Here is a 22,558-nt window from a genome sequence, read left to right as displayed (position 1 = left end):
TGGGGGGCTGTGTGTCTGTCCTCCGGGGGGGGGGGGGGCCCGGCGTGGGTGGTGGGGGGGGCCCCCCCCCCCCGAGGCCTGGTCGGAGGAGGTGAGTGCCTGCGTCAAGACGGACTACTCCCGGTCGTCCGCCGACTTGCCGCGCCGGCCGATCATGATGCCGCCGCCGACGAGCACGACGACCACGACCACGCCGAGCACGACCCACAGCACCACGTTCGACCCGCCACCGGCGTCGCTCGCGGCGACCTCGGAGCCGGCGGGCACGGCGCCGTAGACGCCCCAGTAGCCGGTCTGCTCGAGGATCGAGCCCGAGGGCTGCGGCTGGGTCTGGAAGCCGGAGAACTTGTCGGAGCGGTAGGCCTCGAGCGCGTTGTCGTAGTCGAGGACGACGTTCACGGCCTGGCTGTAGAGGCGCGCCTGGGCCTGCTTGACGTAGCCGGCGCGGGTGGCCGGGTCGGTGTCGGTGAGCTGCTTCTCGTACAGCGCGTCGTACTGCGGGTCGCAGAAGAACGTGTCGGTGGTGGCGCCCTTGCCCTCGGCGTTGGGCCGCGCGGCGCAGGTGTGCAGCGCGAGCGCGTAGTCCGGGTCGGGGTTGGTGGCGAAGCCGGAGATCACGAGGTCGTAGTTGCCCGCGGTGGTGCGGTCGTTGAGTTCCTCGTCGGACACGAGTTCCTGCTTGACCGAGATGCCGATGTCGTGCAGCCAGCCCGACACGTACTGGGCGGTGCGCTGGTCGAACGCGCGGTTGGCGTGGCCGGTCAGGCGCAGTTCGAGGCGCGCGCCGCCGGGGGCGACGCGGATGCCGTCCTGGCCCTTGGCGTAGCCGGCTTCGTCGAGGGCCTTGTTCGCGGCGGCGACGTCGAACTTGCGGGCCTCGTTCGGCGCGGGATCCCAGTGGTAGGTGGAGTAGATCGGCGGGACGACGCCGCCGCCGAGCTGGCCGTAACCGCCCATGACCTTGTCCACGATGGTCTTCGGGTCGATCGCCTCGGCGATCGCCTGGCGCAGCCGCAGGTCCTTGAGCACGGGGTTGCCGTTGCCGATGGGCTTGTTGGTCACGTCTTCGACGCCGAAGTTGATGTTGATCTCGTTGTAGCGGCGCCCGGGTGCCTTGTTGGTGGCGATGTCCGGCTGGCCCTTGAGCGCGTCGAACTGGGTGGGCGTGAGCCGGTTGATCACGTCGACCTCACCCTGCTTGAGGGCGTTGACGGCGGCTTCGACGTCCTTGAACACGAGCAGCTGCAGTTCGTCGACCTTCGGCGCGCCGCGCCAGTAGTTCTTGTTGGCCTTGAACTTCACGTACTCGTTCTGCTTGTACTCGGTGAGCTGGTAGGGCCCGTCGCTCACGCCGACGACGGGCAGGTCGTCGGTCTTCGGGTCGTTGAGGTCCTTGATCGGGGCCCAGATGTGCTCGGGCACGATCGGCACGTCCAGCAGGTCCATCGTGGCCTGCACGGCCTTCGTCTTGATCACCAGCGTCGTGTCGTCGGGTGCGGACACGCTCTGGAAGTTGGCGACGTAGTTGCCGTTCGCGGTGCGGGCGGTCTCGTCGTCGAGCATGCGCTGGAAGGTGAACGCGGCGTCCTTGGCGGTGACGGGCTGCCCGTCGGACCACTTCACGCCCTGGCGGATCTTGAACGTCCAGGTGAGCTTGTCGGGCGAGGTCGTCCACGATTCGGCGAGCGCGGGCGACGCTTCGGCTTTGTCGGCCGAGGGGATGGTGAGGAATTCGTAGATGAACCGCCCCACCTGCGTCGAGGCCGCGAGCGACGCGGTGAACGGGTTCAGGTGGTCGATCCCGGTCGTGAGCGCCACGCGCAGCACTTTCGGCTGCGCCGGCTGCTGCGCCACGGCTGTACCCGCGAGCGGCAGGACCGCCATCGTTCCCGCGGTGAGAACCCCGATGACGCGGCTGAGGCCGCGCCGAACGTGCTTGATCCGCACTTGAAAACCACCCCTTGTCGTACCCCAGAGCCGAAAAGTAACCACATACCGAGGGAAGGGCGCAATATGTTGCGACGACTGTGCGTGTCCGATCGTTATCTCAGGGGTGTCGTCACGCTGGGTGACCTCCGGTGTTCCGCCCCGGCCCGGACGTAGGATGACTAGAGTGCCTGCATGCGGATCATGGTCTCGGCGGACATGGAAGGCGCCACGGGCGTCACGTGGACCGACGACGTCGTGCCCGGTACCGAGCAGTGGCAGCGGTTCCGACGGCTGTTCACCGGTGACGTCAACGCCGTGCTGGCGGGCCTGTTCGAGGCCGGCGCCGCCGACGTGCTGGTGAACGAGGCGCATTCGTCGCAGCGGAACCTGCTGCTGGAGGAGCTGGATCCGCGGGCGCGGATGCTCACGGGGCGCCACAAGCCGCTGTCGATGATGCAGGGCGTGGATTCCGGTGTGGACGGTGTCGTGTTCCTCGGCTACCACGCGGGCGCGGGGTTCGACGGGGTGCTGTCGCACACCTACCTGGAGAACCAGATCACCGGCGTGTGGCTCGACGACGTGCCCGCGAGCGAGGGCCGGCTCAACGCGGCGCTCGCGGCGGAGTACGGCGTGCCGGTGCTGATGGTGAGCGGGGACGACCAGGCGTGCGAAGACGCGCGTGACTACGCACCGGAGGCGGAACTGGTGCCGGTGAAGGAGTGCGTGAGCCGGTACGCGGCGATCTGCCTGCCGCCGGCGCGCACGGCGGAACTGCTCACGGCGGCGGCCGCGGAGTCGTGTGCGCGCGCCGGGCGGGTGGAGCGCACGCCGGGGCGGCATCGGATCGAGGTGGAGTTCGACGCGAGCCATCTGGCGCAGGCGACGGCGGTGATCCCGACCGTGGAGCAGATCGGCACGCGGCGCGTGGGGTTCGACGCGCCGAGCATGACCGAGGCGATGAAGGCGTTCAAGGTGGTCACGGCCATCGCGGGCGGGGCGGTGCAGGGCATCTATGGCTGACCGCACGGCCGGGACCGCGGCCGATGTCGTCGCGTTGTGCGCCGACCTGATCCGGTTCGACACGACCAACCGCGGCAACGGGGATTCCGAAGGGGAACGCGAAGCCGCGGAATACGTCGCGGAGTTCCTGCAGCGCCACGGGGTCGCGGCGAAGATCGTGGAGTCGGCGCCGCGGCGGGCGAACGTGCTCGCGCGGATCCCGGGGACCGATCCGGCGTTGCCCGCGTTGCTGGTGCAGGGGCACCTGGACGTGGTGCCCGCGGACGCGGCCGACTGGTCGGTGCTGCCGTTCTCCGGTGAGGTGCGTGACGGGTTCCTGTGGGGCCGCGGCGCGGTGGACATGAAGGACTTCTGCGCGATGGTGCTCGCCGCCGTCGCCTCAGGGCTGCGGCCGCGGCGGGACCTGGTGCTGGCGTTCGTCGCGGACGAGGAGGACAAGGGCGAGTACGGGGCGCACTGGCTGGTCGAGCAGCACCCGTCGCTGTTCGAGGGCTGTGCGGCGGCGGTCAGCGAGTCCGGCGGCTACAGCTACCACGTGCCGGCGGCCGACGGGCGGGTGGTTCGGCTGTACCCGGTGGGTACGGCCGAACGGGGCACCGCGCACGTCAAGCTGACCGCGCGCGGGCGTGCGGGGCACGGGTCGCGGCCGAACGACGAGAACGCGGTGACGATGCTCGCCGGTGCGCTGCACCGCATCGCCGCGCACCGCTGGCCGGTGCGGCTGACGCCGACGGTCGAGGCGTTCCTGGAGCGGACCGGTGCGGCGCTGGGGGTGCCGGTGGACCTGTCGTCGGGCGAGGCCGTGGACGCGACGGTCGCCCGGCTGGGGCCGGCGGGTTCGCTGGTCGTGCCGACGGTGCGCAACAGCACCACGCCGACGATGCTTTCGGCCGGCTACAAGGTGAACGTGATCCCGTCGACCGCGACGGCCCAGGTGGACGTGCGGGTGCTGCCCGGCGCGGAGGACGAGCTGTTCGAGGTCCTCGACTCGCTGCTCGGTCCTGGCGTGACGCGGGAGTTCGTGGCGCACCAGGCGCCCGTGCAGGCGCCGGTGGATTCGCCGTGGTTCTCCTCGATGGCCGCGGCGTTGCGCGCCGAGGACCCCGACGCGGTCGTGGTGCCGTACTGCATGGGCGGCGGGACGGACGCGAAGGCGTTTTCGAAGCTGGGCATGGCTTGTTACGGCTTCGCTCCCCTGTCGCTGCCCGCGGGGTTCCCGTACCGCGCCATGGCGCACGGCGTGGACGAACGCGTGCCGGTGGACGGGCTGCACTTCGGGACGCGGGTGCTGACGCGGTTCCTGGCGGAGTGCTGAGGATCAGCGATCACCCGGCGGTGTCGAGGACCGCGTGGGCGAGCCAGCCGGCCGGCAGCTCGGGAACGAGCCGGCCGTAGCCGATCGCCGGGTCGGATCCCGGGTGGACCTCGGCCCTCCAGCCGTGGCCGGCCAGCCAGTCCGCGAGGTCGTCGCGCGCGCTGACGAAGCCGCTGTCCTGCGACTCCACGGCGTCGTGGATCGTGCCGCTGCGGGTCGTCAGCATCCGGCCGGCCAGGTGTTCGAGCAGCAGCTCGCTGCGGGGCGCGGACACGCGGGTCAGCTCGGCCAGCAGGCGGTCGGCGGCCTCGTGCGGCAGATACATGAGCAACCCCTCGACCAGCCAGGCCGTCGGCTGCCGCGGGTCGAACCCCGCCTCGTGCAGCCCGCTGTACCAGTCCGCCGCGAGGTCGGCTTTCACTGTGCGCAGGGTGCAGGTCGGCGCGATCCCGGCTCGGGAAACCAGTGTTTCCTTGAACGCGACCAGCTCGGGCAGGTCCAGTTCGTACCACCGGGTGCCCGGCGGGCAGTCCAGGCGCATCGGGCGGCCGTCGAGTCCCGCGGCCAGGGAGACGACCTGCCGGATGCCCCCGCGCAGGGCCGCGGTCAGCCGGTCGTCGAAGTACCGCGTCCGGACGGGGAAGTACCGGAACTCGGGTGTGGCGTAACGGTCTTCGAGGGACTCGGCGGCCACGCCGTGTCCGGCCGCGAGCTCGTCCAGCTCCGGCGTGCCCGCCAGCGCGGCGACGACGACGTCGGCGAACGGGTCGGTGAACAGTGCGTCCGGCCGCTGGCTCTCGTAGTGCCGGAGCAAGGACATGTACATCGCCGTACGAGCCACACCGGAAGGGATGTCGAGCCGCGGAGGCTCCGGAAGATCAACCACGGGTCCATCGTGCCGCCGGTCCCGGGTCCGGCGCCACATCGGTGATCAAGTCGGCCCGATCGGGCTTGAGCACGAGGATCCCGTGGTACGGGCCGGCGCCCGTGCCGATGCGGTGGAGGACGTCGCGGAAGGCGGCCGGCGCGGTGATGCCGCGGGCGGTTTCGAGGTGCCGGAGGTCGCGTTCGGGGAAACGCCGGCTGACGTAGCGGTCGGTGCGGTCGAGTTCGCGCAGGCGGTCGAGGTTGACCGCCGGGCTGTCGGTGGTGATCATCCGCGGTAGGCGTCGGGGATGTTCGCGGGGTGGGTGCGGTCGAGTTCGGCTTCCAGCACGGCTCGGCGCTGCTCGGCGGCCTCGGCGCTCGGCAGGCCGAGCCGTTCGGCGATGTCCGCCCAGCTCCAGCCGTGGTTGCGGGCCTGGGTGATGAGCGCCGGTTCCGACTGGTCGGCGACCCGGCGGGCCAGGACGACGTCGCGGGCCCAGTGCTTGAGCACGGCTTCGGGGACGTCGTGGCCGAGCTGGGTGGCGAGCAGGAGCCGGGACAGCGGGTCGCCGGCGGGCAGGTTGTGGCCGGCGAGCCAGTTTTCGACGTCGGGGTGGGCCATGGTCAGGACTCCCGCGTGAAGGTCGCCCACCAGCGTGCGCCGTCGCGGACGCGGTCGAGGGAGGTGAGCGTGACGCCGTCTCGCGCGAAGGAGTCCAGTTCGGCGCGGCTGAGCGGCCACGGTGGTCCGGCCCACGTCGCGAGGTCGATGCTTTCCTCCGCGACGGCGCCGACGATGAGCGTGCCGCCCGGGGCCAGGAGGGACGACACCGACGCGATCGCCTCGGCGCGGACGGATTTGGGCATCGACTGCACGGTGAGGATCTCGACGACGACGTCGAAGGCGTGGTGCCACTCGGCGGGCGGGTCGAGCAGGTCCGCGGTGCGGTAGGCGACTCGGGTTTCCGGAAAGCGGTTCAGCACGGCCTTGATCGCGCTCGGCGACACGTCGAAGGCCGACGTGCGGAACCCGGCGCCGGCGAGCAGTTCGGCGTCGTCGGCCATCCCGCAGCCGACGACGAGCGCGCTGCGGCCACCGGCCGCTTGCGTGGCGACCCAGGCGGCGAGTTCGGCGCTGGGTTCCCCGCGGAACCACGGGACGACGGCCTCGCCGGATTCGGCCGCGGCGTAGAGCGGTTCGAACCACCCGGTCGGGTCGCCGGCTGCGAGCGCGACATCGGCCCGGCGGCGAGCGGCTTCGTCGGCGTTGATCGCGGCGGTGGCGGAATCGGGCCCGGTCACCCGGGTTCCCGGCTGATCGGCGCCGGCGGGGTGCGTTCCGGTCTGGCCGGTCGGATCGGTGGGCATGTGTCCCCTTATACCGGTGGCGCGGATCCGCGCGCGGGATTTCGGGCGGCCCCACCCGGGGGAACGGGGCGGGAGCGCCGGATGAGCCAGCGGGTACGTCCGGCGTTGTCCGTTTCCGGCCAGGTTTGCCCGCCGGATCTTGACATCGATGTCACACAGGGGTTTCCCTTCCGTAGCGCCGCCGCTGGGGGAACCTGCGCGCGCGGGCGCGCCCCGAACCCCGACGAGCTGGGAGCAACGATGCCCCGAAGCGCCAGACCCGTCCACGCCGCGCTGGTCGCGGTCGTGGCGGCGGCCGGATTGGTCGCCCTGCCGGTGACTGCGGTCGCCGCGGCGGAGGCTCCTCCGCCGGACTTCTCCTCGTCGTTCGAGCCGAACGATCCGCAGCCGGCGTGGCAGGACACCGTTGACACCGACGCGGCCGGCAAGCCGCGCACTTCGGGGGTCAACGGCGCGAACGGCGCCACGATCCCGGGTGACATCCGGGGCAAGGTGACCGAGACGAGCGCGAGCAGCGAGAACACCGACGGTGGCGAGGTTTCGGCGAACCTGGTCGACGGCACGACCGACACGAAGTGGCTTTCGTGGGAGCCGACGGCTTGGGCGCAGATCACGTTGTCGGAGCCGGTCGCGATCACGCACTACGCGCTCAGCTCGGCCAACGACTTCCCGGGCCGTGATCCGCAGGACTGGACGCTGCAGGGCTCGAACGACGCGCAGTCGTGGACGGATCTGGACAAGCAGTCCGGGCAGTCGTTCGACGCGCGGTTCCAGGAGCACCAGTACCAGCTCGCGGCGCCGTCGGCGGCCTACCGGTACTACCGGCTGGACGTGACGCGCAACCACGGCGACGACATCATGCAGGTTTCGGAACTGCTGCTGGCCAACGACGATCCGGCACCGCCGCCGTTGCCGAACATGCGCAGCTACGTGGACGCGGGCCCGACGGGCGGGTACACGAACAAGAGCCGGGTCGGGTTCACCGGGAAGAAAGCGTTCCACTACGCGGGGACGCAGACCGCGACCGGGCACGGCTACTCGTACAACAAGGTCTTCGACGTGAACCTGCCGGTGGTGGCGTCGACGGAGCTGTCGTACAAGGTCCAGCCGCAGTTCACGGGCAACGACCTGAAGTACCCGAGCACCAACGTCGCGGTCGACCTGGCGTTCACCGACGGCACGTACCTGAGCGGGCTGGGGGCGACGGACCAGTACGGGTTCCCGCTGTCGCCGCAGGGTCAGGGCGCGAGCAAGGTGCTCTACGCCAACCAGTGGAACCTGGTGCGTTCGGCGGTCGGCACGGTCGCGGCGGGCAAGACGATCGACCGGATCCTCGTCGGCTACGACAACCCGAACGGCCCGGGTGCGTTCCAGGGCTGGCTCGACGACGTGAAGATCTCGGCGACACCGACGCCGCCGGCGAGCCTGCGCCCGAGCGACAACGTGCTGACCACGCGCGGGACGATGGCGAACGGCACGTTCTCGCGGGGCAACAACTTCCCGGCGACGGCGGTGCCGCACGGGTTCAACTTCTGGACGCCGGTGACGGCGGCCGGGTCGTCGGATTGGCTGTACAACTACCATTCGCAGAACAACGCGGACAACCTGCCGGTGCTGCAGGCGTTCTCGGTGAGCCACGAGCCGAGCCCGTGGATGGGTGACCGGCAGAGCTTCCAGGTGATGCCGTCGGCCGCGGCGGGGGTGCCGGACGCGAACCGCGATGCGCGGGCGCTGGCGTTCCGCCACGACAACGAGGTCGCGCGGGCGCACTACTACGGGGTGACGTTCGAGAACGGGATCAAGACGGAGATCGCCCCGACCGACCACGCGGCGGTCATGCGGTTCTCCTTCCCGGGTGCCGATTCGAGCCTGATCTTCGACAACGTGAACAACTCGGGCGGGCTGACGCTCGACCCGGCTTCGGGCACGCTGTCCGGCTACTCGGACGCGAAGAGCGGCCTCTCGGCCGGCGCGGGGCGGATGTTCGTGTACGCGACGTTCGACAAGCTCGTGACCGCGGGGTCGAAGCTGACCGGGCAGGGCCGGGACAACGTGACCGGGTACCTGCGCTTCGCCGCGGGCGCGGACAAGACGGTGACGATGCGGATCGCGACGTCGCTGATCAGCGTGGACCAGGCGAAGAAGAACCTGGAGCAGGAGATCGCGCCGACGGCGTCGTTCGACTCCGTGCGCGACGCCGCGCAGCAGGCGTGGGACAAGCAGCTCGGTGTGGTCGAGGTGCAGGGTGCGTCGAAGGACCAGCTGGAGACGCTCTACTCCAACCTGTACCGGTTGTTCCTGTACCCGAACTCGGCGTTCGAGAACACCGGCACCCCGCAGCAGCCGGTGTACCGGTACGCGAGCCCGGTGGCGGCGAAGGCGGGCGCGGACACCGCGACGCAGACCGGGTCGAAGATCGTCGACGGCCAGATCTACGTCAACAACGGGTTCTGGGACACCTACCGCACGACGTGGCCGGCGTATTCGCTGCTCACACCGGACATGGCCGGGAAGATGGTCGACGGGTTCGTGCAGCAGTACCGCGACTCGGGCTGGATCGCGCGCTGGTCCTCCCCCGGTTACGCGGACCTGATGACGGGGACGAGTTCCGACGTCGCGTTCGCCGACGCCTACCTCAAGGGCGTGACGAACTTCGACGTGAAGTCGGCCTACGACGCGGCGCTGAAGGACGCGACGGTGACGCCGCCGAACTCCGCGGTGGGCCGCAAGGGCCTCGACCAGTCGATCTTCCTCGGCTACACGCCGAACTCGACCGGTGAGGGCTTCTCGTGGGCGATCGAGGGCTACATCAACGACTTCGGCATCGCGAACCTGTCGAAGAAGCTCTACGACCAGGCACCGGCGAATGACGCGCGCAAGGCGGAGTACCTGGAGAACTACCAGTACTTCACCAGCCGCGCGCAGCAGTACGTGAACCTGTTCGACCCGTCCATCGGGTTCTTCCAGGGCAAGGACGCGAACGGCAAGTTCACCAAGACCGCGGCGCAGTACGACCCGCGCTCGTGGGGCGGGGACTACACCGAGACCGACGGCTGGAACATGGCGTTCACGGTGCCGCAGGACGGGCAGGGCCTGGCGAACCTCTACGGCGGCAAGGACAAGCTGGCACAGAAGCTCGACGCGTTCTTCGCCGACCAGGAGACCGCGACGATGACCGGCTCCTACGGCACGGTCATCCACGAGATGCGGGAAGCGCGGGACGTGCGGATGGGCCAGTACGGCCACTCCAACCAGCCCTCGCACCACCTGCTCTACATGTACGACTACGCGGGCCAGCCGGCGAAGACGCAGGCGAAGGTGCGCGAGGCGCTCTCGCGGCTCTACACCGGCAGCGAGCTGGGCCAGGGTTACGCGGGCGACGAGGACAACGGCGAGATGTCCGCGTGGTACGTGTTCGGCGCGCTGGGCTTCTACCCGCTGCAGATGGGCAGCCCGAACTACGCGATCGGGTCGCCGCTGTTCACCAAGGCGACGCTGCACCTGCCCGGTGGTGACGTGGTGATCAACGCGCCGAAGAACTCGGCGAAGAACGTCTACGTGCAGGGGCTGAAGGTCAACGGCAAGCCGTGGACCTCGACGTCGCTGCCGCAGGACGTGTTCGCGCACGGGGCGACCCTCGACTTCGACATGGGCCCGAACCCCTCGACGTGGGGCACCGGCCCGGGCGACGCCCCGAAGTCGATCACCACGGGCGACGCGGTGCCGACCCCGCTGCACGACGAGACCGGTCCCGGCAAGGGCACGGTGTCCACTTCGGACGGCTCGAACGCCGCGGCGTTGTTCGACAACACCTCCCGCACCGAGGCGAAGGTGACCGGCGCGGTGACCTACCAGCTGAACTCCTCGGACGAGGCGGTCACGCACTACACGCTGACCTCGCCCAAGGGCGCGGGTGATCCGAAGAGCTGGAAGCTGGAAGGCTCCTACGACGGGAAGACCTGGGCGGTGGCCGACGAGCAGGCCGGCCAGAGCTTCGCGTGGCGGCAGCAGACGCGGGCGTTCGCGGTGAAGAACCCGGCGCACTACGCCTACTACCGCCTGGAAGTCACAGCGAGCACGGGTGACGCGGCGTCGCTGGCGGAGTTCGAGCTGCTGGGCCGGCCGGACGCGTCGTGCACGAAGACGCTGACGGGCGAGCAGCAGGGCCCGCTCACGGTGTCGAGTGGCGCGGTGTGCCTCGACGGCGCGGCGGTGGCGGGTCCGGTGACCGTGGCGAAGGGCGCTTCACTGGTCGTGCGCGGTGGCTCGATCACGGGCCCGCTGACGGCGACGGGCGCCGGGCAGGTCGTGCTGAACCGCACGACGGTGTCGGGACCGGTGGCGATCACGGGCACGACCGGGCCGGTGTCGATCGAGCTGACCGACCTCAGCGGTCCGGTGACCCTCACCGGCAACGCCGGGCCGGTGCTATCGGGCAGCACCGTGGGCGGACCGCTGGCCTGCACGGCCAACTCCCCCGCCCCGACCGACCACGACATCGCGAACACCGTCCGCGGTCCGGCCGCGGGGCAGTGCGCGAAGCTGTAGTCCGGTGCACCACCTCCGTGGGGCCCCCTTTCCGACCGGGAAGGGGCCCCACGGCTCGTTCGGGGGGACGCGCGTCCACGGCGGGCTGGCCGGGGCCGGAGCGGCTACCGTGTGGGCGTGACCAGCGCCGGGTTCTTTTCTTCGTTCGAGGCGGGTGACCCGCAACCGGTCGCCTCGGCGGTCCGCGTCGGCTCCGGGCCGGACCGGTCCCCCACCGCGAAGACGGGCGTGGGGTTCACCGGGCGGCACGCCCTGCGCTACACCGACGTGACGCGCGCGGTGCTGTTCGAGACCGACGTGCCGGTGACCGCCCACAGTGCACTGTCCTACGTGGTCTTCCCGGTCTCGGACGCCCCGGTGCCCTCCTACCGCAGCACCTTCGTCGCGCTGGACGTGGAGTTCGACGACGGCAGCACCGCCGGGTTCTCCGCCGCCGCGCAGGGCGAGGGGAAGACGCTGCTGGTGGACCAGTGGAACCTGGTGCGCCGCCCGCTCGGCGCGTTCGCCGGCCGCCGCGTGAAGCGGATCGTGCTGCTCACCGACCCACCAGCGGGCGGGGATCTCACCGGCTGGCTCGACGACGTCCGCCTCGGCGAGCACCGCCCGCGCACCGGCGACGCGGTCGACCACGTGCGCACCACCCGCGGCACGCACTCCAGCAGCGAATTCTCACGCGGCAACACCTTCCCCGCCACGGCCGTGCCGCACGGGTTCAACTTCTGGACCCCGGTCACCGACGCGAGCGCCCTCGGCTGGCTCTACTCCTACCACCGGCACAACACCGAGGAGAACGAGCCGGCGCTGCAGGCGTTCGCGCTGAGCCACCAGCCGAGCCCGTGGATGGGCGACCGGCACACCTTCCACCTCCTGCCCGGCACCGGTCCCGTCGAACCCGACCGGCGGCGCCGCGCGCTCGCGTTCTCCCACACCGACGAGACCGACCGGCCGCACCACTACGGCGTGCGCTTCGCAGGCGGTATCACCGCCGACCTCGCGCCGGCCGACCACGCCGCGATCTTCCGGTTCACCTTCCCCGAGGGCGCGGGCTGGGTGCTGTTCGACAACACCCGCAACCGCGGCGGGCTGCGCGTGCACCCGGGCACCGGCGTCGTCACCGGGCACACGTGGGTGCGCAGCCGGCTGTCCACGGGGGCGCGGCGGATGTTCGTCTACGCCCAGGCCGACACCCCGGCCGCGGGCGGCGGCGCGATCCGCCGGCCGTTGTGGTGCACGGTCACCGGGCACCTGCGGTTCGAAGCGCCGGAAGTGACGCTGCGGATCGCGACCTCGCTGATCAGCCTCGGGCAGGCGCGGCGCAACCTCGAGGCCGAAATCCCCGCCGGCACCACCTTCGAGCACGTCCGCGACCGCGCCCGCGAGAAGTGGCAGCAGCTGCTCGGCCGCGTCGAACTGGAGGGCGCGAGCGAGGACGAGCTGGCGACGTTCTACTCGAACCTCTACCGCCTCTACCTCTACCCCAACCGCGCGCACGAGAACACACCCGCCGGCATCCGCCACGCCAGCCCCGTCGCGCGCCGCCGCGGCCTGAGCACGCGACGCCGGACCGGCGCGAAAGTCGTGGACGGCGAGCTGTACGTCAACAACGGCTTCTGGGACACCTACCGCACCACCTGGCCCGCCTACGCACTCCTGACCCCCCAACGGTGCGGCCGCCTCATCGACGGGTTCGTGCAGCAGTACCGCGAAGGCGGCTGGATCGCCCGCTGGTCCTCCCCCGGCTACGCCGACCTCATGACCGGCACCAGCTCCGACGTCGCCTTCGCCGACGCCTACCTCAAAGGCGTCACCAACTTCGACGTCGAATCCGCCTACGACGCCGCCCTCAAGAACGCGACGGTCGCCCCGCCCCGCGCGGGAGTCGGCCGCAAGGGCCTCGACACCTCACCGTTCCTCGGCTACACGCCCACCTCGACCAAGGAAGGCCTGTCGTGGGCGCTGGAAGGCTGCCTCAACGACTTCGGCCTCGCCAACCTCGCCGACGCGCTCGCCCGCCGCAGCGAAGGCGCCCGCGCCCGCCGCCGCGCCGACAACGCCGCCTACCTGCGCCAGCGCGCCCAGCACTACCTGAACCACTTCGACCCGCGCATCGGGTTCTTCCAGGGCCGCCGGCCCGACGGCGGCCGCCGCTTCCCGCCGCGGGGCTACGACCCCGCAGCGTGGGGCGGCGACTTCGTCGAGACCAACGCGTGGAACACCGCGTTCTCCGCGCCCCACGACGGCCCCGGCCTCGCCGCCCTGCACGGCGGCCCCGCCGCGCTCGAAGCCAAACTCGACAGGTTCTTCACCACACCCGAGACCGGCCGCAAAACCGGCGCCTACGGCGGGCTCATCCACGAGATGACCGAAGCCCGCGACGTGCGCATGGGCCAGTACGGCCACTCCAACCAGCCCTCCCACCACATCCCGTGGATCTACACCTACGCCGGCGCCCCGGCGAAGCTGCAGCGCACCGTGCGCGAAGTCCTGCGCCGCCTCTACCTCGGCAGCGGACTCGGCCAGGGCTACCCCGGCGACGAAGACAACGGCGAGATGTCCGCCTGGTACTTCTTCGCCGCCCTCGGCCTCTACCCGCTCGCCGTGGGCAGCCCGCGCTACGTGCTGTCCGCCCCGCTGTTCCGCAGCGCGACCCTGCACCTGGACAACGGCCACGACCTCGTCATCCGCGCCCCCGGCGCCGCGACCGCCGCCGACGTGCACGACAAGGGCGAACCCGACACCCCCTACGTCCACGGCCTCACCGTCGACGGCGAACCCCACCACACCGCGACCATCTCCCACACCCGCCTCGCCCGCGGCGCCGTGCTCGAATTCGACGTCCGCGCCGAACCCGGCACCTGGGGCACCGAACCCGTCACCCCCACCCCGCCCACCCCGCTGCGCGACCTCACCGGCACCGCCTACAGCCCCGACGGCCCCGCCTCCGTCCTGCTCGACGACACCAGCCGCACCGACGCCACCTTCACCAGCCGCACCCCGGTCATCGAGTTCACCGTCCACGGCACCCCACGCGAAGTCACCATGTACACGCTCACCTCGGGCAGCCGCGACGGCGACCCCAGCGCGTGGACCCTCGAAGGCTCCGCCGACGGCCGCCGCTGGAGGGTGCTCGATCGCCGCTCCGAGGAACTCTTCCGCTGGCGCCGCCAAACCCGGCCGTTCGTCCTCGACACCCCCGCCGCCTGCGCGCACTACCGTTTGCGCGTCACGGCAGCAACCCGCCGCCGGGTCACCCTCGCCCAGTGGGAGCTGCTCGCCCGATGATCGCCGACCTCCGCGACGCCACCCTCGACCGGCTGGCGGCAGCCGATCCCGGCCTCGTCCGCCTGCGGCTCGCCGGCTCGGCCGTGCTCGGCATCATCCTCGCCATCCTCGCGCTGCAACCCCTGCACTTCCCCCTCACCACCTCACTCGTGGCCGCCATCGCCGCCATGATGAGCGCGTTCACCGTCAACGACCCCACCACCGGCGGCCAGGCCGTGACCCTCTGCCTCGCCGCGCTCGTCGGCGCGAGCTCCATCACCCTCGCCACCGTCGGCGCCGCCTACCCGCCGCTGGACAGCATCATCTTCGTGCTGCTCATCTTCGTCGCGGTCTACCTGCAACGCTTCGGACCCCGCGGCAGCGCGCTCGGCTCGATGGCGTTCTTCCTGTTCTTCTTCCCCATGTTCCTGCAGGCCCACCTCACCCAGGCCCCGCAGCTGATCACCGCCATGGCCGCCGGCATCGCCGCCAACGCACTCGTGCGCTTCGTCCTGCTGCGCCGCAACGCCGCGAGCGAATTCATCCGCATCCGCCGCGCCTTCCGCGCCCGCGTCGCCGCCGCCGTGCGCGCCACCGAGGCCTACATCTCCTCCGCCGGCAGCGAACGCAGCAACCGCCAGATCCGCACCGCACTGTCCCGGCTGCACGAATCCGTCCTCCTCATCGAGGACAACGCCCCCGACGTCGTCGACGACCGCAAAGCCGACCAGCTGCGCCGCCGCGCCATCGAGGTCGAACTCGCCGTCCAGTGGCTCACCATCACCGTGCAGCGCACCTGCTCACACCCGATGCCCGAAGGCGTGGCCGACGACCTCGTCGCCCGCCTCGCCAAGTTCCGCTCCCTCATGGAACGCGACCCCCGCGAACTACCGCTGATCAGCGAGACCGGCGAATACAGCCGCATGCTCGTCGAAGGCAGCCGCATCGACGAAAAAGCCCACCCCGGCGACGGCGTCCGCCGCGCCATCGCCGAACTCGCCGTCGCCGACGACCGCGCCCAGCGCGTGGCCCACCCCGAAACGACCGTCGACTACACCCTCGACGACGAGGACGACGAAGAACCCGAACCCACCAAAGCGTTCGCCTGGGACAACCAGACCCGCAGCGCCGTCCAGGCTGTGCTCGGCGGCGGGCTCGCCGTCCTCGCCGGCCAGCTCATCTCCCACCAGCGCTGGTACTGGGCCGTGCTCACCGTCTTCGTCGTGTTCGTCGGCACCTCCAGCGCCGGCGCCCGCTTCGTCAAAGGCGTCCGCCGCACCGGCGGCACCCTCCTCGGCATCGTCGGCGGCGTCGCCCTCGCCCTCCTCGTCAGCGGCAACACCATCGCGATCCTGGCTCTGATCACGGTCTGCGTCTTCGGCATGGTCTACATGTCCCGCGTCTCGCAGTTCCTCATGGCCTTCTTCGTCACCAGCATGCTCGGCCTGCTCTACAGCCTGCTCGGCACCTTCAGCATCGAAGTCCTCTGGATCCGCGTCGCCGAAACCGCCGTCGGCGCCGCCTCCGGCCTGCTCGCCGCCCTCGTCATCGTCCCCGTCCGCACCCGGTCGGTCATGCTCGACGACATCGCGACCGTGCTCGACGAACTCCACGAATTCGTCGAAAGCGCCGAAGTCCTGCTCGCCGGCCGCGACAACGTCAACATCATCGAGATGTCCCGCGACCTCGACCGCTCCGTCGAACAGGTCCGCAAGACCATCGAACCCCTCACCCACCCCATCAACCTGCGCAGCGCCCGCCGCGACTACGGCTGGCACGTGCTCACCACGCTCGAAAACATCGCCTTCCGCGCCCGCCACGTCGCCGCCCGCGCCCAGCCCGGCCAGCTCGACGGACCCGTCGCCGACCGCCTCGACCTCTTCGCCGGCCGCGTGCTCACCAACATCGACCTCGTCGGCGACACCGTCCGCCACCCCGGCACCACACCCACCGGGAAACTCGTCCGCGACGACGGCACCCCCGTCGCCGACCGCATCGACGACGCCGAAACCCGCGCCGTCGTCTCCAGCTTCAGCCACCTCGACGAAGGCGTCATCGCGCTGGGCCGCATCTTCGACATCGACGCGACCCAGCCCGCCCCGGCCGGCGCTGCTACCCGGCCTTCGTGAGCAGCTCCATGTTGTGCCCGTCGGGATCGGCGAAGTAGAGCCCGCGCCCGCCGAACATCCCGTTCACCCCCGGCGTGCGGTGCAACGGGTCCGCGTAGACCGGCGTACCCGACTCCGTCAGGCGGGCCAGCGCCGCGTCGAACTCGGCGTCACTCACCAGGAACGCGTAGTGCTGACCCGCCACCCGCTCGGCCTCCGCGAAATCCAGCGTCACCCCGTTCGCCAGCACCAGCGGCAGGAACGGCGGCGTCTCCGCCCCCACGGGCACCCCCAGCACGCCCGCGAGGAACTCCGCCGAAGCACCGCGATCCGTCGCCCAGACGATCGTGTGGTTCAGCTCGACCGCCATCACGCACCCCCGCGCGCGAACGCCGGCGGCGCACCCAGCGGGCTCAGGTGCATCCCGGCCAGCAGCCACCGGCCGTCCTCCCGCACCAGCACGTGCGTCGCGCGGAACTGCCCGTCCACCGGGTTGCCCTGGTGCGACGCCTTCTGGTCGTGCACGCCGATCGCGATCGCGGTGTCCCCGTGCTCGCGCACCGCGACGTCGCGCCAGTCCAGCTCGTGCGTCACCAGTCCGCCCGAGCGGTAGCGGCCCAGCCACTGCTCGCGGTCCAGCACGAACCCCAGCGGCCCGACCAGTGTGAAGTCGCCGGTCGCCAGCGTGTCCAGCGCCTCGGTGTCCCCGGCCGTCTCGGCCGCGACCCAGCGCTTGCCCAGTTCCCGGATGTCTTCGGTAGTGCTCATGATCCCTCCCGTGGTCAGTGGAGCAGCTTTCCGCGAAAAACGTTAGAACCCAAATCGTTAGATGTCAAACGCTTAGATTTCAACGGATCTGCGTTACGGTGAACCCGTGCCACGACCAGCAACCGCGCCGATCGGCGTCGTCCTCTCCCGCACCGCCAAAGCCGCGGGCCAAGCCTTCGACCAGGCCCTCGCCGCCGTCGGCGGCTCCCAACCCGTCTGGCAGATCCTCATCGCGCTCAAAACCCACCAGCACACCAGCCAGCGCGAACTCGCCGACGCCGTCGGCATCCAGGGCGCCACCCTCACCCACCACCTCAACGGCATGGAAACCGCCGGCCTGCTCACCCGCACCCGCGACCCCGGCAACCGCCGCGTCCACCACGTCGAACTCACCGACCACGGCGAGACCACCTTCCACCGCCTCGCCCAAGCCGCCGTCGCCCACGACAAGCGGATGCGCACCGGCCTCACCGACGACGAAATCGCGACACTGGCCACACTGCTCGGCCGGCTCGCGGCCAACGTCACGACACCCGCCGGAGAGTGACTGGACGCACCCGAACGAAACCGACCGTGAGTACTAGAGTCGCGGTACTAGCCAAAGTCGTCTCAAGCTGGAGAACCCGCTATGACCCAAGCCCCTGTCAACGTCACCGTCACCGGTGCGGCCGGCCAGATCGGCTACGCGCTGCTCTTCCGCATCGCGTCCGGTCAGCTCCTCGGCCCGGACACCCCGGTGAAGCTGCGGCTCCTCGAGATCCCGCAGGCGGTCAAGGCGGCTGAGGGCACCGCGATGGAACTCGACGACGGCGCCTTCCCGCTCCTGTCCGGGATCGACATCTTCGACGACCCCAAGCAGGCGTTCTCCGGCACCAACATCGCCCTGCTCGTCGGCGCCCGCCCCCGCACCAAGGGCATGGAGCGCGGCGACCTGCTCGAGGCCAACGGCGGCATCTTCAAGCCCCAGGGCGAGGCCATCAACGCCGGCGCGGCCGACGACATCCGCGTCCTCGTGGTCGGCAACCCGGCCAACACCAACGCCCTCATCGCCAAGTCGCACGCGCCCGACGTCCCGGCCGATCGCTTCACCGCGATGACCCGCCTCGACCACAACCGCGCCCTCGCGCAGCTGTCGAAGAAGCTCGACGTCCCCGTCTCCGACATCAAGCGGCTGGCCATCTGGGGCAACCACTCGGCGACCCAGTACCCGATGATCACCCACGGCACCGTCGGCGGGAAGAACCTCGCCGAGGCCGTCAACGACCAGAAGTGGGTGGAGGAGACCTTCATCCCGACCGTCGCCAAGCGCGGCGCCGCCATCATCGAGGCCCGCGGCCTCTCCTCGGCCGCCTCCGCCGCGTCGGCCGCCATCGACCACGTCTACACCTGGGTCAACGGCACGGCCGAAGACGACTGGACCTCCGCCGCGGTCGTCTCCGACGGCTCCTACGGCGTGCCCGAGGGCCTCATCTCATCCTTCCCCGTCACCGCCAAGGCCGGCAAGTACGAGATCGTCCAGGGCCTGGAGATCGACGAGTTCTCCCGCACCCGCATCGACGCGACCGTCGGCGAGCTCGCCGACGAGCGCGAGGCCGTGCAGAAGCTCGGCCTCGTCTGAGTCCACTGAGCACCGACTCGCAGGGCCGCCCCGGATCCGTCCGGGGCGGCCTTCGTCTCATCCACCTCAACGGCGCCTCCGGGATCGGGAAGTCCACCGTCGCGCGCCGCTACGCCGACCAGCACCCCGGCGTGCTCGACCTCGACACCGACCACGTCGTGTCCCTCATCGGCGGCTGGCGCGAAAACTTCTGGGCCACCCTGCCCCTCGCGCGCCGGCTGGCGATCGCGATGGCGGAAACCCATCTGCGGTCCGGGTTCTCGGTCGTGATGCCGCAGCTGGCCACGCACGTCGACGAGGTCTCCGGGTTCGAGGCCGCCGCCCGCGCCGCCGGGGCGTCCTATGTGGAGATCGCGCTCACCGCCGCCACGCCGCACGCGCTCGAGCGGTACGCGGCACGCTCCACTCCGGACGGTCCCGCGCGCGACATCGACGCGATCCTCGCCGACGCCGGCGGGCTCGCCGTCGTCGAACGCATCCACGGCCACCTCGCGGCCTACCTCACCCGGCGACCCCGGTGCCTCGTCATCGATACCGAGGGCCTCGACGTGGACCAGACCTACGCGGCAGTGCTCACCGCCCTGTCGTAGCTGGATTTTGTGGTGAGTGACGAGCTTGACGGGACGCTGATTTATTTCGAACCAAGCCCGGCCGTATAGGTCGTTATACAGTTGAAATAGCCAAAGGAGGGGCCGACCGGTGGGTGTTCCGGTCGGCCCCTCCTCGGTGGTTGATCAGGCGCCGGCGAGGCCGCGGCGTTCCAGCAGCGGCTGGATCGCCGGTTCACGACCGCGGAAGGCGGCGAAGGCCTCCATCGGGTCCACACTCCCCCCGCGGCCCAGGAGCGTGGCGCGGAAGTGGTCGCCGTTCTCCCGCTTGAGGCCGCCGTTCTCGCGGAACCACCGGACGGTGTCGGCGTCGAGGACCTCGCTCCAGATGTAGGAGTAGTAGCCCGCGCTGTAGCCGCCGCCGAAGACGTGGTTGAAGTACGTGGTGCGGTAGCGCGGCGGCACGCTGTCCACCGCCACCCCGGCCTTCTCGAGGGCCGCCGCTTCGAAGCGCTGGACGTCGTCGACGCGGTCGTCCACGCCGAGGCGGTGCCAGGCGAGGTCGAGCAGCGACGCGGCGAGGTACTCGGTGGTCTTGAAGCCCTCGCCGTACTGTTCGGCGGCTTCGAGCTTCGCCACCTGCTCGGCCGGCAGCGGCTCACCGGTCACGTGGTGCTTGGCGTAGTGGGCCAGCACCTCGGGCCAGAACATCCACATTTCGTTGACCTGCGAGGGGTACTCCACGAAGTCGCGCGGCACGTTGGCGCCCGCGAACGTCGGGTAGGTCACGGCCGACAGCAGCGAGTGCAGGGCGTGGCCGAACTCGTGGAACGCGGTGCGGACCTCGTCCAGCGTCAGCAGCGTCGGCTCCCCCGCCGGCGGCTTCGCGACGTTGAGGACGTTCACCACCACGACCTTGCGGTTCAGCAGGCGGGACTGGGACACGAAATCGTTCATCCACGCGCCGCCGCGTTTCGAGTCGCGCGTGTAGTAGTCCACGAGGAACAGGCCACGGCCCGTGCCGTCGGCGTCGAACACCTCGAAGATCCGCACCTCGGGGTGGTACTTGGGCAGGTCGTGGCGCTCGGTGAAGCTCAGCCCGTAGAGCTTGTTCGCGGCGAAGAACACGCCGTCGGTGAGCACCCGGCCGAGTTCGAAGTACGGGCGCAGCGCCGCGGTGTCGACCTCGTAGCGCTCACGGCGGACCTTCTCGGCGTAGAACGCCCAGTCCCACGGCTGCAGCGTCGCGCCCGGCACGTCGGCCTCGAGGTGGCTCTGCAACTCGGCGGCTTCGGTGCGGGCGTTGGCGACCGCGACCGGGGCGAGGCGCTCGAGCAGACCGGCCGCGGCGTCGGCGGTCTTCGCGGTTTCGTCGGAGATGACGTACGTCGCGTGGTCCGGGTAGCCCAGCAGCGCGGCGCGCTCGGCCCGCAGGCGGACGATCTCCGCGACCACGGCGTTGTTGTCGTACTCGTTGCCGCGGTTGCCGCGCGAGACCGAGGCGGTGAAGATCCGCTCGCGGACCGCCCGGTTCGCCAGCGACTCCAGCACCGCCTGCGCGGTCGGGAGCGTGAGGTTGAAGACGTACTTGCCTTCTTCGCCGCGGGCGGCGGCCGCCTCGGCGGCGGTGGCGATCGCGCCTTCGCCGAGCCCCGCGAGCTCGGCCACGTCCTCGACCACCACGGCGAGGTCGTTGGTGTCGCGCAGCAGGTTCTGCTGGAACTTCGTCTGCAGGGTCGAGAGCTGCTCGTTGAGCTTGCGCAGCTGTTCCTGGTCGGCTTCGGGCAGGCCGGCACCGGCGCGGCTGAAGTCCGTGTGCCGGCGCTCGAGCAGCCGCAGCGACTCAGGGTCGAGGCCCAGGTTCTCTCGGTCGCGGTGGAGCCCGTCGATCCGGGCGAACAGCTGCGGGTTCAGGTGGATCGCGTCGGAGTGGGCGGCCAGCTTCGGCGCCAGCTCGGCCTGGATCTCCTGGATCTCGTCGCTCGAATCGGACCCGGAGACGTTGAAGAACGTTCCGGACACCCGCTCCAGCAGCTCCCCCGCCCGCTCGAGGGCCACGATCGTGTTCTCGAACGTCGGCTCCGCCGGGTTCGCGGCGATCTCCTCGATCTCGGCGGCGTGGCTGCGCAAGCCCTCCTCGAACGCCGGCCGGTAGTGGCCGACCGAGATCCGGTCGAACGGCGGCAAGGCGTACGGCAGCTCACTGGGGGTGGCGAACGGGTTGTCCGGCGACATCATCGAGTTGTGCTCCTGGGGTTCGTACACGTGTTTTCGCCACGTGTTCTCTCCGCAGTGTTCGTTCACACTGGTTCCGCTCACCCTACGGGGTCCGCACCCCGCGAGCCGCCCGCTTTCCGCAACCGGCGCGCGCGTGTCAGCCGGGGGCTCAGCGCCCGGTGCTGCCCCCGACGACCGCGTCGCTCGCCGCGGCGTCCTTCTTCCCGCGGCCCTTCTTCTTCGGCGGCGGGGGGACGATGCCGTTCAGGTCGCCGCCGTTCTCGTTGACGCGCAGCACGAACGGGCGGGTCTCGGTGTAGCGGACCACCGACACCGAAGCCGGGTCGACCACGATGCGCTGGAACGCGTCGAGGTGCTGACCCAGCGCGTCGGCCAGCACCGCCTTGATCACGTCGCCGTGGCTGCACGCGATCCACACCGCGTGGTCACCGTGCTCGGCCGTGATGCGGGCGTCGTGGGCGCGGATGGCCGCGACAGCGCGCGCCTGCATGGCCGCCAGCCCCTCACCACCGGGGAACACCGCGGCCGACGGGTGGGCTTGCACCACGCGCCACAGCGGCTCCTTGACCAGCGTCTTCAACTCGCGCCCGGTCCAGTCGCCGTAGTCCACTTCGGACAGGCGCGGCTCGACGGTCTTGCTCAGGCCGAGCGCCGTCGCCAGCGGGGTCACCGTCTGCTTGCACCGCAGCATCGGCGACACGACCAGCTCGGCCACGGGCACCCCCGCCAGTCGCTCGACGAGCTTCTCGGCCTGGGTGCGGCCGGTGTCGTCGAGCCCCACCTTCGGCGTGCGCCCCGCGAGGACCCCGGAGCCGTTCGCGGTGGACTTCCCGTGCCGCAGCAAGATGACCGTACTCACGACGCCACCCTATGTTGTCTGCCTCGGCTCCGCCGAGGCGGGCGAGATCGCCTTTGAGCCGGTGTTTGCGATTGAGCGGCCGGATCGGCCGGGGCCGATCGCACCGCTCAA

The 22,558-nt window shown here is 70.7% G+C and carries 17 protein-coding genes; 8 read left to right on the top strand and 9 right to left on the bottom strand.

The features are described 5' to 3' along the window. Positions 1–114: 114 nt before the first annotated feature. The gene (locus ACIA77_RS05350; RefSeq protein WP_395884987.1) at positions 115–1,884 is read right to left on the bottom strand and encodes an ABC transporter substrate-binding protein; all 1,770 of its coding nucleotides are present in this window, start codon (positions 1,882–1,884) and stop codon (positions 115–117) included. 237 nt (positions 1,885–2,121) lie between these two features. Between ACIA77_RS05350 and ACIA77_RS05345 the strand changes: the two genes are divergently transcribed. Continuing rightward, positions 2,122–2,949: a M55 family metallopeptidase gene (locus ACIA77_RS05345; protein WP_395884545.1), complete on the top strand. Its 828-nt coding sequence runs from the start codon at positions 2,122–2,124 to the stop codon at positions 2,947–2,949. Then, positions 2,942–4,264 (top strand): M20/M25/M40 family metallo-hydrolase, encoded by a 1,323-nt coding sequence (locus tag ACIA77_RS05340; RefSeq protein ID WP_395884544.1) that lies wholly within the window; start codon positions 2,942–2,944, stop codon positions 4,262–4,264. The genes ACIA77_RS05345 and ACIA77_RS05340 overlap by 8 nt, the downstream gene beginning before the upstream one ends. 10 nt (positions 4,265–4,274) lie before the next feature. Here the strand turns inward: ACIA77_RS05340 and ACIA77_RS05335 are convergent, their stop codons facing one another. The 4 genes from ACIA77_RS05335 to ACIA77_RS05320 are packed head-to-tail and all read right to left on the bottom strand — an operon-like array spanning position 4,275 to position 6,499. Next, positions 4,275–5,090 carry an SAM-dependent methyltransferase gene (locus tag ACIA77_RS05335; RefSeq protein ID WP_395884986.1) on the bottom strand — a complete coding sequence of 272 codons (816 nt, stop codon included), beginning with the start codon at positions 5,088–5,090 and terminating at the stop codon, positions 4,275–4,277. 52 nt (positions 5,091–5,142) lie between these two features. Next, positions 5,143–5,421: a hypothetical protein gene (locus tag ACIA77_RS05330; protein ID WP_395884543.1), complete on the bottom strand. Its 279-nt coding sequence runs from the start codon at positions 5,419–5,421 to the stop codon at positions 5,143–5,145. Beyond that, a complete protein-coding gene (locus ACIA77_RS05325; RefSeq protein ID WP_395884542.1) occupies positions 5,418–5,753 on the bottom strand; it encodes a hypothetical protein in 336 nt (111 codons plus the stop codon). The genes ACIA77_RS05330 and ACIA77_RS05325 overlap by 4 nt, the downstream gene beginning before the upstream one ends. A 2-nt stretch (positions 5,754–5,755) precedes the next feature. Then, complete coding sequence (locus ACIA77_RS05320) at positions 5,756–6,499, bottom strand: class I SAM-dependent methyltransferase (RefSeq protein ID WP_395884541.1); 744 nt, start codon at positions 6,497–6,499, stop codon at positions 5,756–5,758. Between the two features lie 240 nt (positions 6,500–6,739). On the opposite strand from ACIA77_RS05320, the gene ACIA77_RS05315 reads away from it, so the two are divergent. The 3 genes from ACIA77_RS05315 to ACIA77_RS05305 all read left to right on the top strand — a co-directional run bounded on the left by ACIA77_RS05315 (position 6,740) and on the right by ACIA77_RS05305 (position 16,437). After that, positions 6,740–11,047, top strand: a complete 4,308-nt coding sequence (locus ACIA77_RS05315; protein WP_395884540.1) for a GH92 family glycosyl hydrolase — start codon at positions 6,740–6,742, stop codon at positions 11,045–11,047. Between the two features lie 117 nt (positions 11,048–11,164). Beyond that, complete coding sequence (locus tag ACIA77_RS05310) at positions 11,165–14,329, top strand: GH92 family glycosyl hydrolase (RefSeq protein ID WP_395884539.1); 3,165 nt, start codon at positions 11,165–11,167, stop codon at positions 14,327–14,329. Further along, positions 14,326–16,437, top strand: coding sequence for an FUSC family protein (locus ACIA77_RS05305; RefSeq protein ID WP_395884538.1), 2,112 nt, complete (start codon positions 14,326–14,328; stop codon positions 16,435–16,437). Before ACIA77_RS05310 ends, ACIA77_RS05305 begins: the two co-directional genes overlap by 4 nt. On the opposite strand, the gene ACIA77_RS05300 is transcribed toward ACIA77_RS05305, so the two are convergent. Beyond that, positions 16,421–16,786 (bottom strand): VOC family protein, encoded by a 366-nt coding sequence (locus ACIA77_RS05300; RefSeq protein ID WP_395884537.1) that lies wholly within the window; start codon positions 16,784–16,786, stop codon positions 16,421–16,423. The two genes, ACIA77_RS05305 and ACIA77_RS05300, sit on opposite strands and share 17 nt — an antisense overlap. Next, on the bottom strand, positions 16,786–17,184 hold the full coding sequence (locus ACIA77_RS05295) for a nuclear transport factor 2 family protein (protein ID WP_395884536.1): 399 nt from the start codon (positions 17,182–17,184) through the stop codon (positions 16,786–16,788). The genes ACIA77_RS05300 and ACIA77_RS05295 overlap by 1 nt, the downstream gene beginning before the upstream one ends. Positions 17,185–17,290: 106 nt before the next feature. Between ACIA77_RS05295 and ACIA77_RS05290 the strand changes: the two genes are divergently transcribed. The 3 genes from ACIA77_RS05290 (at position 17,291) to ACIA77_RS05280 (ending at position 19,392) form a co-directional block, all read left to right on the top strand. Continuing rightward, the gene (locus ACIA77_RS05290) at positions 17,291–17,731 is read left to right on the top strand and encodes a MarR family winged helix-turn-helix transcriptional regulator (protein ID WP_395884535.1); all 441 of its coding nucleotides are present in this window, start codon (positions 17,291–17,293) and stop codon (positions 17,729–17,731) included. A gap of 81 nt (positions 17,732–17,812) precedes the next feature. Next, a complete protein-coding gene (locus ACIA77_RS05285) occupies positions 17,813–18,802 on the top strand; it encodes a malate dehydrogenase (RefSeq protein WP_395884534.1) in 990 nt (329 codons plus the stop codon). After that, complete coding sequence (locus ACIA77_RS05280; RefSeq protein WP_395884985.1) at positions 18,799–19,392, top strand: AAA family ATPase; 594 nt, start codon at positions 18,799–18,801, stop codon at positions 19,390–19,392. Before ACIA77_RS05285 ends, ACIA77_RS05280 begins: the two co-directional genes overlap by 4 nt. Positions 19,393–19,536: 144 nt before the next feature. On the opposite strand, the gene ACIA77_RS05275 is transcribed toward ACIA77_RS05280, so the two are convergent. Then, positions 19,537–21,588 carry a M3 family metallopeptidase gene (locus tag ACIA77_RS05275; RefSeq protein ID WP_395884984.1) on the bottom strand — a complete coding sequence of 684 codons (2,052 nt, stop codon included), beginning with the start codon at positions 21,586–21,588 and terminating at the stop codon, positions 19,537–19,539. A gap of 148 nt (positions 21,589–21,736) precedes the next feature. Continuing rightward, the gene (locus ACIA77_RS05270) at positions 21,737–22,447 is read right to left on the bottom strand and encodes a histidine phosphatase family protein (protein ID WP_395884533.1); all 711 of its coding nucleotides are present in this window, start codon (positions 22,445–22,447) and stop codon (positions 21,737–21,739) included. Positions 22,448–22,558 lie beyond the last annotated feature (111 nt).

The organism is Amycolatopsis sp. NPDC051903, from assembly GCF_044452505.1.
Taxonomy (GTDB): domain Bacteria; phylum Actinomycetota; class Actinomycetes; order Mycobacteriales; family Pseudonocardiaceae; genus Amycolatopsis.
The sequence above is the reverse complement of the archived record's forward strand: the minus strand, read 5'-3'. Positions and strand labels throughout refer to the sequence as shown.